This is a genomic window from Paenibacillus sp. sgz302148, from assembly GCF_056120465.1.
Map to the genome: position 1 here is coordinate 1 of NZ_JBVYOJ010000023.1, position 13,614 is coordinate 13,614.

At 48.8% G+C, this 13,614-nt stretch carries 12 protein-coding genes, 1 rRNA gene and 1 other annotated feature; of the genes, 3 read left to right on the forward strand and 10 right to left on the reverse strand.

What is annotated here, in order from left to right; translation table 11 throughout:
- Nucleotides 1-60: ribosomal RNA gene (locus AC0LWM_RS26990) — 16S ribosomal RNA — on the reverse strand; the annotation flags it as partial.
- Between the two features lie 619 nt (nucleotides 61-679).
- Between AC0LWM_RS26990 and AC0LWM_RS26995 the strand changes: the two genes are divergently transcribed.
- Nucleotides 680-901, forward strand: a complete 222-nt coding sequence (locus tag AC0LWM_RS26995) for a hypothetical protein (protein ID WP_474678133.1) — start codon at nucleotides 680-682, stop codon at nucleotides 899-901.
- 122 nt (nucleotides 902-1,023) lie between these two features.
- Here the strand turns inward: AC0LWM_RS26995 and AC0LWM_RS27000 are convergent, their stop codons facing one another.
- The 5 genes from AC0LWM_RS27000 to AC0LWM_RS27020 all read right to left on the reverse strand — a co-directional run bounded on the left by AC0LWM_RS27000 (nucleotide 1,024) and on the right by AC0LWM_RS27020 (nucleotide 7,334).
- Nucleotides 1,024-2,097 (reverse strand): NAD(P)H-dependent flavin oxidoreductase, encoded by a 1,074-nt coding sequence (locus tag AC0LWM_RS27000; protein WP_474678134.1) that lies wholly within the window; start codon nucleotides 2,095-2,097, stop codon nucleotides 1,024-1,026.
- A gap of 125 nt (nucleotides 2,098-2,222) precedes the next feature.
- Nucleotides 2,223-3,122, reverse strand: coding sequence for an NAD(P)/FAD-dependent oxidoreductase (locus tag AC0LWM_RS27005; protein ID WP_474678135.1), 900 nt, complete (start codon nucleotides 3,120-3,122; stop codon nucleotides 2,223-2,225).
- Nucleotides 3,123-3,344: 222 nt separating this feature from the next.
- On the reverse strand, nucleotides 3,345-4,499 hold the full coding sequence (locus tag AC0LWM_RS27010; RefSeq protein WP_474678136.1) for an MFS transporter: 1,155 nt from the start codon (nucleotides 4,497-4,499) through the stop codon (nucleotides 3,345-3,347).
- Nucleotides 4,500-4,536: 37 nt separating this feature from the next.
- Entirely contained in the window at nucleotides 4,537-5,091 is a 555-nt protein-coding gene (locus AC0LWM_RS27015; RefSeq protein ID WP_474678137.1) for a PadR family transcriptional regulator, read from the reverse strand.
- A 158-nt stretch (nucleotides 5,092-5,249) separates the two neighbouring features.
- Complete coding sequence (locus tag AC0LWM_RS27020) at nucleotides 5,250-7,334, reverse strand: helix-turn-helix domain-containing protein (protein WP_474678138.1); 2,085 nt, start codon at nucleotides 7,332-7,334, stop codon at nucleotides 5,250-5,252.
- 151 nt (nucleotides 7,335-7,485) lie between these two features.
- Here AC0LWM_RS27020 and AC0LWM_RS27025 point away from each other — a divergent pair, with 151 nt between their 5' ends.
- Nucleotides 7,486-8,043, forward strand: a complete 558-nt coding sequence (locus AC0LWM_RS27025) for a cupin domain-containing protein (protein WP_474678139.1) — start codon at nucleotides 7,486-7,488, stop codon at nucleotides 8,041-8,043.
- Between the two features lie 24 nt (nucleotides 8,044-8,067).
- The gene (locus AC0LWM_RS27030) at nucleotides 8,068-8,436 is read left to right on the forward strand and encodes a cytochrome-c oxidase (RefSeq protein ID WP_474678140.1); all 369 of its coding nucleotides are present in this window, start codon (nucleotides 8,068-8,070) and stop codon (nucleotides 8,434-8,436) included.
- Between the two features lie 119 nt (nucleotides 8,437-8,555).
- Here AC0LWM_RS27030 and aac(2')-IIb read toward each other — a convergent pair whose 3' ends face one another.
- The 4 genes from aac(2')-IIb to asd form a co-directional block, all read right to left on the reverse strand.
- Nucleotides 8,556-9,275, reverse strand: a complete 720-nt coding sequence (gene aac(2')-IIb, locus AC0LWM_RS27035) for a kasugamycin N-acetyltransferase AAC(2')-IIb (protein ID WP_474678141.1) — start codon at nucleotides 9,273-9,275, stop codon at nucleotides 8,556-8,558.
- A gap of 105 nt (nucleotides 9,276-9,380) precedes the next feature.
- A complete protein-coding gene (locus AC0LWM_RS27040; protein WP_474678142.1) occupies nucleotides 9,381-10,787 on the reverse strand; it encodes an MFS transporter in 1,407 nt (468 codons plus the stop codon).
- An 85-nt stretch (nucleotides 10,788-10,872) separates the two neighbouring features.
- A complete protein-coding gene (locus AC0LWM_RS27045; protein WP_474678143.1) occupies nucleotides 10,873-11,448 on the reverse strand; it encodes a TetR/AcrR family transcriptional regulator in 576 nt (191 codons plus the stop codon).
- 150 nt (nucleotides 11,449-11,598) lie between these two features.
- Nucleotides 11,599-12,684, reverse strand: coding sequence for an aspartate-semialdehyde dehydrogenase (gene asd / locus AC0LWM_RS27050; RefSeq protein WP_474678144.1), 1,086 nt, complete (start codon nucleotides 12,682-12,684; stop codon nucleotides 11,599-11,601).
- 158 nt (nucleotides 12,685-12,842) lie between these two features.
- Nucleotides 12,843-13,105: a binding site (T-box leader), on the reverse strand.
- Nucleotides 13,106-13,614 lie beyond the last annotated feature (509 nt).

Below are 13,614 nucleotides of genomic sequence, written 5' to 3' on the forward strand. Positions count from 1 at the left end.
TTGCATGTATTAGGCACGCCGCCAGCGTTCGTCCTGAGCCAGGATCAAACTCTCCATTAAAGAAAAGCTGATTGTGCTCATTGTTTATTGCTGTTTCGGGGTCCCCGAAGTAACGCTTCCGATGCAAGTTTGCTTCGCAAACTTTTAAGTAATCGGATTAAGCTTCGCAGCTCATTCTTCACTTTTTGGGGTTCCGTTTTGGCTTATTCGCTCGTTGTTCAGTTTTCAAAGAACAATTCATTCATTCTTGTTTTCGTCCTAACCGCTTGTCTCTCGCGGCTGGATTTATAATGTATCATAGATTATCGAGCCAATGCAACAACAGTTTCTTCCAAATGATAAATTAAACTCATTTCTTCTATACTATCAACCACATAGATCCTCTTACCGTAGTCATCACGAAGAAGGCTTAGTTGTATTTATCCTTGGATTTAAACGTTCTTCGGATAATACATAACCGTCTGCAAGTTGACGAATGCTACAGCTATTGTAGCTTGTGTTACAATTATTTGATCTATCCGAATATGAAACCGGAATTTTTAAGTAACGGTAAATTGATATCCTCAACTTCCAAACAAAAGCATTAATAATCAACCTTTTTGAGGAGAAACTAAAAATGTTGGTCTTGGTCTTTTTCAGCAATGTCAGCAGCATTGATCATTTGTAAAGGAGGACATCGATGATGCAATTTGATGTTGCAACGGTGAATAGAGTCGCAAAAGAAATCGAGGAATCGGGTCGCCGAATGCAAGCCAATGTGAATTCTCCGCAGGAGCTCGAAGCGGAAATCCAAAAAATTAGGAGCTCTTTGGATAGTATTCAATCATTCACGCATGCCGATAGCTGGGCAGGTGCCAATGTCAATACAGTCCAAACGATTCCGAATCAAAATCAAAGTTAGCTTAGAAACGCAAAAAAATGCGGCAGTATATAGCTCAGAAATAAATCATTACGCTGTTGCTGCCGCTTTCAACTATTGCATCATTAAGATTTAACCTTTTGAACACTTCCGGTTGCAGGCTGTTACCGGAACTTTTGCATGACCGATTCCGTTTGTTCCACAACGTCAGAGAAAATTTCCTGTGCTGTCTTGCTTCGGCTTAGTCGCGTGCCTTGGCCCGCCCAGAGGCTGAGATATTCAGGTAAGCATTGATCCGCCGCCGCTTTGCGAATGACACGGGTCAGACTGTTTTGGACCGGATAATCTGGGATGATGTTCTCATGCAATTCCATTTCGTTTAAGAAGCGATTGCGGATGCCGCGCGCCGGTTTTCCGGAAAACGCACGGGTGATCGTTGTGCTCTCCTCCGTGCTGTGCAAGATTGCCTCTTTATGTTTCACATGCGTTCCGCTCTCCGGAGTGGTCATAAATGCAGTGCCCATCTGCACTGCTTCCGCTCCAAGCGCCATAGCTGCTGCTACGCCGCGACCGTCCATGATGCCGCCTGCCGCAATCACGGGGATGTTCACATGATTCACCATCTGCGGAATCAAAGCCATTGTTCCGATCAATGCGCTGCTGTGTGCACCGAGAAACGTCCCGCGATGTCCGCCGGCCTCACTGCCTTGCCCACAGATTATATCTACGCCGGACTTCTCGAGTTCCATCGCTTCCTGTACGGTCGTCGCGGTGCCGATGATTGTCGTCCCACTCGCTTTCAGCGCCTCGATCCACTCCGGTTGCAACAAACCAAATGTGAAACTGAACACCGGCACTTTTTCATCCAGCACAACAGCAATCTGGTCTTCGAAAGATTCTGCGAAACGGCTCAACACAAGAGCTTCTCCAATCCCGAGCTCATCGCGGTATTTCTGCATCATAACGTTGACCTGTTTAATCTTCTCCGGCTGTTCGGTTACGGGTTCTGGCACAAACAAATTAACGGCGAACGGCCGGTCAGTCTGGTCTCGAATCGATCGAATGGCCACCTGTATCTGCTCCGGCGTCAAATAACCTGCTCCTAACGAACCGAGTCCGCCGGCATTCGAGATAGCTGCCACCAACTGGGGCGTCGTCGTACCTCCCGCCATCGGCGCTAATAAAATCGGATATGCGATTCCCAGTTGTTTCGTCACGCGCGTCTCATGCCATGCCATACCGTTACCTCCTTTAGTTCAACTCAAATTCAATCCACATACCCTTTATTATACCAGATACGATAAAACAGATTAAAAGCGAGCAGTTGCAACGGTATTATTGCTCCACTTTCGTTTTCGACGGGTTAAAAATCTTCCTCCGTCAAATCCTTCATTACGCTCATAGCGGTTCTGCTGCCGTCAGCCGCGGCAAAAACCAATTGGGAAGGCATAAAATATGAAGCGTCTCCGGCAACGTATAAATCTCGTAACGAAGTTTTTCCCCCTCCATTCGTTCGGATCCCGCCGTTGTCCGTTCTTTCACAACCCAAACCTTCAACAAACGCAGCGCTTTGCACAAATTTCGGAGTCACAAAGCCGCCGGTTCTCGGAATTTGAGTTCCATCCGCAAAGCGAACAAGCTCAAGCCGCCCTTCTTGGCCGATAAAAGCTGCGACAGGCTGCTCCATCACCTTGATTCCCTTGGATTGAAGCTGATTTTTTTGCTCGACTGAAAGGGATGATTGGCCGTTCGTGCAGACGACCAAGTCCTTGCTCCAATTAAGAAGCAGCTTGGCCGTATGAAATACTGCCGGGGAATCGGAAACAACGACGAGCGGTTGATCCCTTAGCTCCCAGCCGTCGCAAAATGGGCAAACAAACAGACTTTTGCCGTAAAGCGGATAGAAGCCTTCGATCTCGGGAAAGATCTCCTTAACGCCCGTGGCCAAGATCAGTTTTCGCGATTGGATGAAGCTGCCTGACGAATCCTGTATCTCAAATCCGGAATCGATGTTGCGAACCGAAACCACCTCGGCTTGCAGATGTTCCACAGAAGGGTAACGAAGCACCTCTTCATATGCAATTCGGCGAAACTCGGCCGGCGTTATGCCATCTCTCGTAATAAAGCCGTGAGATGCACGCGTAACCGCATTTCTGGGCCGATTATTGTCTATCAAAGCGACGCTTCTTCTTGCCCTGCCAAGCACGAGGGCTGCATTCAACCCGGCGGGACCTCCGCCAATTATAGCGCAATCGTAAATCATGCTGATGATCTCCTTTAGTCAGATATTGTAGACCTATTATATCTACTATAAATCAAAAAAATATATGGCGTTGCGATCCTTACTCAAAAGCTCCGGAAACCGATTCACTCATGGAGAGCAAAAATAATCCGTGACTGTCGCAAATCCATGGTTGTGCCTCAATCAAAGACTTATCATGTCTATAATATCTTTGATCTGGCCAATTTGTCAAGTCACCCCTCTTTAACTGGAAGTATCATTCCGTTTCTCGGACAACCGTTGTCTGACAAATACCAAGAATATGACGGCAGATACGATGACTGACCCGGCGCAAACGATGAACAAACCATTGTATCCGGTATATTGTGAAATCGAACCGAGTATGATGGATCCGAGTCCGATCCCGAGGTCAAACGCGGTCATATAAGAAGCGCTGGCTACGCCTCTTTTGTCCGGAGGAGCGAGCCTCAGATTAGCCGCTTGAAGAGCGGGCTGCGCGGAGCCGAAACCGATCCCGTAAAGTACCGCGGCGAAGATAACGCCGAAAAGTCCGTTTGAGAAACTTAATACGACAAGGGACAATGCCGTAACTGCCAGTGCGGGCACGACAACGTAAGCTTCGCCGAACCGGTCGGAAAGCTTGCCTGCAATCGGTCTGGATAACGTAAGCGCTAAGGCGTATACCAAGAAGAAAGTGCCGGAGTTTATACGGATCGAATCCCCGAACAACGGCAAAAATGTCGTGATTCCTCCATAGGCAACGGCTAAGAAAAAAAGCGCGGTCGTAAGAGGTAATACGGATTTCTCGAATAATACGATTTTCCTCGCGGTTGTTTTAGCTTGGAACGAAATACGTGTAGTAAAAACCAACAAGAACGCTGCCGCCGATAAAATTGTTGCAAGCAAAAACAAACGATGAAACGATCCGTTTTCCAGCACCCACACGCCGAGCATTGGACCGACCGCCATAGCAACCGTCATCGCCATGCCGAACCAACCCATGCCCTCGCCACGGCGAGATGTCGGGATGATGTCCGTGATCGTCGTACTGACGGCCGTCGTCGATAGCGCCCAACTGGTTCCATGCAGCACGCGAAGCACAAGTAAAACCGCAATTGTGCCAACCCAGTCGTAGAGATACATCGACAGAATAAAGAGCAAAAGCCCCCAGATCATAAACGGCCTTCTACCGTAACGATCAAGCAACCCCCCAACAATGGGACGAAAAACAACCGCGGCTAGTGTGAAAATCCCAACCGCAAGTCCGACCTGCGACTCGGTGCCGCCTATCGATTTGATGAACAGCGGCATCGTAGGCAGAAGCAGATAAAACCCCGTAAATAAGATCAACATCGCCAATGTCATTTGGATAAAAGACTTCGTCCATATTCGTTCCATAGAATCCCCTCCTTATGACTACAACCTTTCTTGCCGATCATTCGTCTTGTTGCGTTCGGACTCGTTCGATCTCTTCCCGGACCCACTCCATTTCAACCAGGCCCAGCCGCTTGCGGTGATCGAACACCCGCAGCAATTGGACGCGTTGCTTCTCAGGTTCCGGCTTTTTTGACAACAGATAAGATTCTAATCGTGATACATGTTCGAAACTCATCTCAATAAGTTGCAGATACTGTTTCAAACAAGCCAGCCGCACCTCCTTGTCAACATATTGAAAGTACACCATCTTGAATCGGAAGGTACTCTGCGTTTCCGCATCCAATATCGAATCGAGCGGCTGCGCCATTAGCTGTTGAAACCGGTCACGCCCAACTTCGGTAATTTCGTAAATTTTTTTCGTACGTCCCCCGCTCGTTTCCTCTTCGACTCGCAAATTGATCCACCCGCTTTCCGTCATGCGGGAGAGGAGTGGATACAACGTTCCCGAGCTGATCTTTCGTCCAAGCCCGACGGCGTTATTCAGAACATCCTGCAGCATGTATCCATGTTTCTCGCCCGTCATCAGCTCGCCTAAGATGAATAATTCGTACATCCCCAAAATTCACCACTTCTCAAATATATGTCGTTTCGATATATATTATATGTCGATTCGACATATGTGTCCATCATTTTCTAATTTTAAAAAAACTTCTTAGGACTTCTGTAAACCACAAAAAAACGGCAACTCAGCCGTTTTTAGCTTGTTCAATATCAAGAGTCCTGCAAAACCGCCTTGATGAGTTGACTGCGGTTTTTCACCTGCATTTTAGCATAAACGGAGCTTAAGTGCTTTTTTACCGTAATCTCGCTAACAAATAACCGCCCTGCGATTTCGAGGTTGGAGCAGCCTTCGATCACGCATAGAACGACTTCCCGCTCGCGCTCCGTCAGCTCGAATTTGAGAAGCGGATCCTTTTTCTCGCCGCTCCCCGATTTTTCTGTTCCGGCGCCATTTGCCGGTTCCGGATGAATCCCTATTCGGTGCAGCATCGCTGCCAGAAAAGCGTCCAGCTTCTCCCCTCTTGTATCCAGCACAAAAGTAGGCGTCGGCGTCTTTCCGTCATAGCTGTTATGGAACACGCCGGGTACCATTTCGAACCCAAGACCGAGATGCGAATCGTGAAACATCGGCAGTGGAGGCGGGGAAGCAAAGAACAGCTTGCCGGCGCACATGTAGTTGTACATTTGAGAGGCGGCTTCCTGGAGAAGGGCGGAATCGGTCCACTCCAGAATGTCGATGCTTTTGATAAACCAGCCGGCTTGTTCCGACTCCGGAACGCTAAGCTCCTTGCGCTCCGCTGCCGAGAGACTGCGAATGTAAGGACCGGAGAATGGGTTTTGCTCCAAATAATCCAGCGTCCCTCGATTAATCGGGATAATCGCCGACAGCCCATGTACCGATCCGTCCTGATCTTTCATCAACATGACCGACTGCTGCCCTAAACCGAGCAGCTCTTTCAAATCCAGTCCTTCGATGGAATACAGCATCTCTTCTTTCGATAGCGTTAACTCCAACAGATTGCCTGTCGCAGGGTCGATGCCTCTTCGGGTCACCGTCCTCGCCTCGTCGCGGCGCTTCCGCAAGTACTGGAGACCTTCCGCAAGATTATCAGCCGATAGAGGCTCCCAATTGAACTCTTTCTTCCACAATGTGGACAAGTGCGCACGGATCATGGCGTCTCCGATATAGAAAAACAGCTCCCCCACTTCCCAGGCTACATCCTTCTTTCCGTAAGCTTCCCTGATAATTGAGACGTAATAGCGGACACAGCGCTCCATGAGCTTGCCGAATCGTCCCGGCGCCCGTTCCCTTAAATGACTTTGCGCGGATTCTCTCATGAGGTCATGCAGTCTCCAGCCCCGATCTATCTTTCTGACAAAAGAAAGTGCCGTGAGTCTCCCGAAAGCATCTGCGCTTATTTCCGATTCTAAGACATATGCGAGCATCTCTTGATTGAACTGCCTCAGCATCGAGGCCGCCTCTACGAGCCGCCTGAACTCTTCGTCCGGCACTTCCTTCAGCCACGAGGAAGCAAGCTCCGAAGACCATCCCTTGTCATGCAACGGGCCGCTTCCTTCGAGAAGCTCCGCTGACACAGCCAAGGATAACGATAGCCCATGTCCTCTTGTCCGCTCCCAAAGCCGCTCTCCCTGAGCTTCTTCGGTCAGACCGCATTTGCGTGCATAATCCAATACATCCGTACGGGTCAAATGATCGATGGCGAGCCAAAGCGTACGCTCTCTCCAAGCCGGGGATATTAGCCATTGTCCTTTCAGCGGGTATCGTCCAGCCAGAATAACGAGTATTCTCGAATCCAATTCTCGCAAAAATTGCTCTCTCAGCCAGCCGTCCATTCCGGCCATTTCCTCGTACGTATCCAGCGCCACAACGACTTGGCGGTCTTCCGCCAAACGACTGAGCTTGCCTTGCACGGCAACAAGCGGTTCTTCATTCCCCCGGCTTTTTCCTCTAGTTGATGGCAAATGCAACAACAGCTGCCTGCAGAAATCGTCTCCCGCCCGTCTGAATTCCCGGCTGTCAAGCAGCAGGAAAACGGCATCGCGCCTGATCGCTTGTCTGCGGAACGCATCGAGCAGCGTGCTTTTGCCCACACCCCCTGTGCCATACAGACTCCAAATGTGTTTGCTCGACGGCTCACCGGCCAAAAACCGCTCGAATAACGCTCTCTCCTGCGCGCGACCGACCAGGAATTCATCTTCACGGTCGTCTATTCTTGGGGCAGACTGCATGGTTTTTGCCTTTCCCCGCTCGAATCGTATAACGTCACCCTTCATGGCAGAACCCCCATCTTTGACCATCCGCTCCTAAATTCCCCTAAAGTATACTACCAATTTATACGCCGGTATAGTACTCTGACCCGCGATCCGGGTGATAAAGTTGAAGCATAAGAAAACATGCAGATAGCATGAAAGGAGGCTTACGGATGTGGCTGATGCAAATCTGCCGAGAACAATCGAAAACCCGCTCGTTCAAGACCGGGTCACCTTCATTACGACCGGAGCTGAATCCGGCGGACAATTTGAGTATGTAGAGGTTGAACTGGCCCCAGGAGGAGGCGTGGGCCTTCATTACCACCTCGCCTATACGGAGCACTTTGAGGCTGTGGATGGCGTACTCCATCTGGATCTGGACGGCTCGCCTCGAGAGCTCCATTCCGGTCAGACCGCTTCGGCTCCGCCAGGATCGTCACACCGCTTTTACAATCCTGGCCTTGAGAAGATCGTTTTCCGCGTCAAGGTCGTCCCAGCTAGACGATTCGAACAGATGCTTCGCATTTCATATGGTCTGGCTCGGGATGGCAAAGTTAATCGAAAGACCAGAATTCCCCGCAACCTCCTCGAGCTGGCTGTGATCTTCGAGCTTGGCGAAACGTATCTGAACGGGATCCCAATAGCGCTTCAAAAGGGGATTTTCGGCATGCTGTACTTAATGGCCAAGTGGCGCGGCGTGGATGAACGTTTGCTTCAAACTTATTGCAAATAAATGAAAAAGAAAGGATGATCCCTAATGGGAATTCGTATGTTAAAAATCGCATCGTTTTATTTTCTTGTCGGAGTTGTGATGGGAATGGGTATGTCCATGACCGAAAGCTTTAGTCTCAGTCCTGTACACGTCCATCTTAACTTAATCGGATGGGTATCGATGGCAATCGGGGGTTTCGTGTATGATCGCTTCCCCGCGGCAGCTCGTACGCTGGGCAAACTGCATTTCTGGATGCATAACATCGGAGTTCCGCTCATGATGGGCGGACTTGCCGCCTATATTTACGGTCTCACAAGCCTCGCTCCGCTTATTCCTGTCGGAGGCATTTTGATCGTACTCGGTACTTTGCTATTTTTCATCAACGTCGTGCGTAACGTATATGCCGCAAACTGACCGCTTGGCAACCGAAACCGATCACGTCCCCGGTTACTCAAGGCGGTCTATGGAACAAGAATTAGAGCAGCTGCCATGGCGCTGCTCCACTCTCTTCTTGAAGCTTATGATGACCATGGTCAAATGACTGTAAAATTGACTCCATAATAAGTCAAGCCTGATTTTCTTGCGACGCCTTGGGATGCAAGATTCTCCCATGATGTACTGTATAACGGTAGGCTTCCTGTTTTCCGTACCTCGATTGCCCAACCGGCAACGACCGAGCCGGCATATCCCCTTCCGCGAAACTCTTCCAAGGTTTCAAGCCCTGCTTCGTGTGCCTTAGTTGTGATGCGAACGCTGCGGCAGACCGAGACGGCCCGGCCTTCGCGAACGAGCGCTACGCAAGGCTGCGAGTAGTCTACTTCTGAGGTCAGCCATTCGAATCCACCATGCAAGTATTCCGCCATATTATCCTGGTTGATACTCACCACCTGCATTTCCGGTGCGGCTTCATCAGGTACAAGAAAACAAGGTCCCATCGTATACCGTTCCCCTTGAAGAAGGTTCACGTAGGCCTCGAAATGCTTCGGCTTCGTCCGGAAATCCCGCACGCTTGGTTCGTCAGCACACAGTGCCTCCAATTGCTCAACAAGCTTCTCCGGGACATCATGCCGAAACCTGCAGAGAGCCGTTCCTTCTATCGTCCGTCCTAAGAAAAACCGGGCGGCAGGGGAATCTCCGGGCCATGGCTCGTTAATCGAGCAAAGCCGCATGTTCCGGTCATGCGTAAACAACGCTTCAACATGAAACTCCATCAGCTCATGGGCGGTTGGTTGGATTTTTCTCCGTTCACTCATGTTTCCATCCCTCCCATCAATGAAATGAACTGCTTAAATGGTTTAACACGTTCAATCGTACCAAAATATCCAAAAATGATGTGAGAATGTCTGACCATAATTAATTTATCCATGTGCAGACTGCGAATTGTCTTTCATCGCTGTAGCGGCGCTTGATTTTTCCGAACGGAATTGCACACGGTAGAACGACAAAATTACGACGTGCAGAACGGCAAGAACGAGATAAATATTGCTGAACGTATAACTGCCCGGATTGGTATTAAACGGATTCCAACTCACGGATGAGCCATTCACTGCCACCATGCCGTAAACGCCTGCGAGCATGCCTTGGGCAATAAAGCTGATCATCGAGAAGAGCCCCATCCCTACGCCGACCTGGTCTTTGGGCAATGATTTGGATACGGAATTCGATACCGCGATTTGCATGAACGACTGGCCGATGTTGCCGAATATCAAGAATCCCGAAATCCAGAGCGGCGAGATTCCCGTAAAGACGGACAATAAGACGAAACAAACAATTAAACAACTGGAAGCGACGGAGAATAGAAACGTATTACCTTTCCGATCGGCCAATTTCCCTCCCTTTCTCCCCATAATCGAGGAAGCGACTGCTGCGGGAACCATCGCGAAACCGATCCAGCTTGAGTCTAGATGATAAACTTTCGACAACAGAATCGGAGTCAGAAAATATAACGATACTCCTATGCCGCTAATGAGAAAGGCTAGAGCCAGCGCGACGGTATACTGTTTATTTCGAAACAGCACCGGTTGAATAAAGGGTTCCTTGGCGGTTCGGATTCGTATGACGAACAGGATTAAAGCCGCAATTCCCAGCATGAAATACAACCAGGCACGATTCGTGACCCCAAGCAGAAGCAGCGCAACGGATGCAGCGAGCAGACTTCCGCCAAGCCAATCGAATTTGGGAGGAGCCGTTTCTTTCGGTTCATGCTCCAAATATTTGCGATACAGGGGAAGCAGCAATAAGATGAAGAGTGAAGGAACGAACAACCAGCGCCAATTCGTAAGGCTAACAACAATGGCCGCTATGACGGGAGCCAGAGCGCTTCCGAGCGCAAGCCCGACGGCTGTCATGCCTAATGCGGAGCCTCTCTTCTCGGGCGCGAAATATCGGACGGGGATCATCAGGGCGATTGCAGGAACGGCTGAAGCCCCCGCAGATTGCAGGCATCGTCCGAGGAGCGCAATCCAGAACGTTTGCGAAACAAGCCCGATCAGCGAACCCGCCGCAAATAAAAATAGCCCGAATGTCATCAAGCTCTTCAGTTGGAATCGGTCCGCCAGTTTCCCATATGTGACGGTTCCAAACGCATAAATCAACGTATAGGCGGTAGACAACCAGCTTACCTGAGCAAGGGTGAGATTGAACTCCTCGCTAATTTGCGGAAGCACCACGTTAAACATAAGGGCGCTCATCGCCGAGATCATGACGGTAAACATCATGAAACGCATTAAAATCGGACCTTTCTGCTGCCGAGAATTCGAATTCATCAGTATCACTCCTGTTCTTGTTGTATGCAAGTACATACTTGCATTTACTTTATTAAAAAAAGCTTCTGATCGAAGCCATTAATAATTATGGGGTTAATGCTCTAGCGAATATCCTTACGCCTTCCTCGATATATGCGTTCAATTCTTCCTCATTCAGATTGTTGCTGACAAACACGCCATGGTTCATCTGCATGAAGCATAACGCTTGCAGCTCAGGGTTCGCCGTCGGCGTAACTTTATGCCGTTCCGACATGTCGGTCAAATAGTTCGCTAACAGCTTTTTAAGCTGTTGAGGGTGGCGCGCCGATTCCTGATAAACCTCGGCAGGGAGAGTGCTGCTTCCTTTTTGGATGATCCAGAATAATTTGCGGTTCCGGTTCATGAGCATATGATACGTTCTCGCGATCGTGAGAAGGTCCGCATGCAGCTCCCCTGTCAAGGAATCGTTAAATAGCTTCGTCATCTCCTCGGCATAATGGTAACGTTTCACAACGGCTTCGAGCAGCTTCGCTTTCGACCCGAAATGGCGAAACAATGTGACTTCGTTCACCCCGGCAGCGGCGGCAATTTCTTTGGTCGTCGTCCCGTCATACCCTTTCTCCGCCATCAGATCGATGGCCGCCAACAGAAGTTTATCACTTGTGCTTAGATTGTTGCTCATAGATTCACCCTCTTTAATGCAAGTACTTACTTACATCCTAAATTGTATTTGAGTTTCCGTGCATTGTCAAGATCAGGAAGCACAAATTTATCGATACAACAAAAAGTGGAACAGCTGCCGCGGCACACTGCTCCACTCTCGTTCCCGATATTATTTTGCCTGAATGTACCCTTCCGCTTTAAGCAATTCGGCGATCAGAACGGCACCGCCGGCCGCTCCGCGCAGCGTATTATGCGATAGGCCTACGAATTTATAATCGTATAAGGAATCCTCGCGCAATCTGCCCGCGGAAATTCCCATTCCGCGCTCAATATCGCGATCCAGATTCGTTTGCGGTCTGTTGTCTTCTTCGAAATACGTGATGAATTGCTCAGGCGCACTTGGCAGACCAAGCTCCTGCGGCCGTCCTTTGTACTCGCGCCAGCGAGCGAGAATTTCTTCTTTCGAAGGTTTGTTCTCGAACGATACGAAGACGGTAGCCAAATGTCCGTCCGTTACCGGAACGCGGATACATTGCGTCGTAATTAATGGCGCGCTTGCTTTGACAATTTCGCCGTTTGCAACGCTGCCCCAGATGCGCAGCGGCTCCTGCTCGCTTTTTTCTTCTTCGCCGCCGATGTAAGGAATGACGTTATCCAGCATCTCGGGCCAATCGGTAAAGTTTTTGCCGGCACCGGAAATCGCCTGATACGTTGACGCAACCACTTGAGTCGGTTTGAAGTCAAGCAGCGCATGAAGCATCGGCACATAACTCTGAATCGAACAATTAGGCTTCACCGCAATAAATCCAGTCGTGGTGCCAAGCCGCTTTCTTTGCGCAGCGATCACTTCCAAATGCTCAGGATTAATTTCGGGAATGACCATAGGGACGTCAGGCGTCCACCGGTGAGCCGAATTATTGGATACAACAGGCGTACCCGTTTTGGCGTAAGCCTCTTCGAGTGCTTGAATTTCATTTTTCTTCATATCCACTGCGCAAAAAATAAAATCGACCTGAGAAGCAACCTCTTCCACTTTCGAAGCATCCTGAACAACGATTTGTTTCACTTCTTCAGGAATCGGGGTAGATAACTTCCATCTGCCTTGCACGGCTTCCTCATAAGTTTTGCCTGCCGAACCGCTGCTTGCCGCAATAGACGTTACTTGAAACCAAGGATGCTGATCCAGCAGCTCCACGAACCGCTGGCCGACCATGCCCGTTCCTCCGACAATACCGACTTTTAGTTTGCTTGACATATTCATTTCAAATCCTTTCTAAGATGGCGTAATGAGTGAGAACCTAATTGTTCATTTGTTTTTTTGCCGAAAAACCTACGCAAGGGGGTACCCTAAATAACTATTCAAAACGGTTGAATTGGTGTAAATAAAAAAATCCCACCCCCAAGACATATAGTCTCAGGGACGAGATTTGTATGCTCGTGGTACCACCCCAGATTCGCGAAGACGTCGCCATATTCGCCTCTTCAAGTACGGCATTACGTTGTAATGCTTATACTCTAGCTCTGTAACAGGAGCCCCTGGCACACCATCCCCGAAATAGAAGTTCCGATGTGCTGCTCTGAGCCTTTTTTCAATAAAGAACTCTTTACTCCTTTTCAACGAACGGAGCTCTCTGTGAAAGAATCCATTTATTTACTCTTCTCTTCATCGCATTTGATATTGCGTTTATATTATCAAAAAACAATGCATAGGTAAATATTTTTTTGAAAATTTCAAATCCCCATAAAGAATCAAGAGCTGCCGGGCGTCCGAGTCCGAGACTGTTTCTTTGCGACATAAGCAATCCCAACGAATGCTGCGAAGATAAGAATCATGGCTTCACTTGCAGATATAATATGATCTCCGGTCCACATAATGACTAACAAGATTAAAATCCACAAATTAACGTACAAATAGTCGTATACAATTTTCGGCATTCGCATCCCTCAATACTACATATTTGTGTAAGCCTTTTCGATTTCTCATTATAAATGATAATTGATGATCGATAAATAGCAGTTAATAGAAGCTCCGCATTATGAAAATTTTAGGTCATGCAGCCACCTCGTTCACATCAATTGTGCTATTAATGTATGTGCCGATGAGAAAAAAGTGCATGTCCATGCGAAAAACTCAACAATTGTTTTATTGAATGGGATGATATGCAAAGGAAAATTTCTAGGCGAG

What these genes read in the sequence shown, in the direction of transcription:
- AC0LWM_RS26995 (WP_474678133.1), top strand. Translation starts at nt 680, where the DNA reads ATGATGCAATTTGATGTTGCAACGGTGAATAGAGTCGCAAAAGAAATC.
- AC0LWM_RS27000 (WP_474678134.1), bottom strand. Translation starts at nt 2,097, where the DNA reads ATGGCATGGCATGAGACGCGCGTGACGAAACAACTGGGAATCGCATAT.
- AC0LWM_RS27005 (WP_474678135.1), bottom strand. Translation starts at nt 3,122, where the DNA reads ATGATTTACGATTGCGCTATAATTGGCGGAGGTCCCGCCGGGTTGAAT.
- AC0LWM_RS27010 (WP_474678136.1), bottom strand. Translation starts at nt 4,499, where the DNA reads ATGGAACGAATATGGACGAAGTCTTTTATCCAAATGACATTGGCGATG.
- AC0LWM_RS27015 (WP_474678137.1), bottom strand. Translation starts at nt 5,091, where the DNA reads ATGTACGAATTATTCATCTTAGGCGAGCTGATGACGGGCGAGAAACAT.
- AC0LWM_RS27020 (WP_474678138.1), bottom strand. Translation starts at nt 7,334, where the DNA reads ATGAAGGGTGACGTTATACGATTCGAGCGGGGAAAGGCAAAAACCATG.
- AC0LWM_RS27030 (WP_474678140.1), top strand. Translation starts at nt 8,068, where the DNA reads ATGGGAATTCGTATGTTAAAAATCGCATCGTTTTATTTTCTTGTCGGA.
- AC0LWM_RS27040 (WP_474678142.1), bottom strand. Translation starts at nt 10,787, where the DNA reads ATGAATTCGAATTCTCGGCAGCAGAAAGGTCCGATTTTAATGCGTTTC.
- AC0LWM_RS27045 (WP_474678143.1), bottom strand. Translation starts at nt 11,448, where the DNA reads ATGAGCAACAATCTAAGCACAAGTGATAAACTTCTGTTGGCGGCCATC.
- asd (WP_474678144.1), bottom strand. Translation starts at nt 12,684, where the DNA reads ATGTCAAGCAAACTAAAAGTCGGTATTGTCGGAGGAACGGGCATGGTC.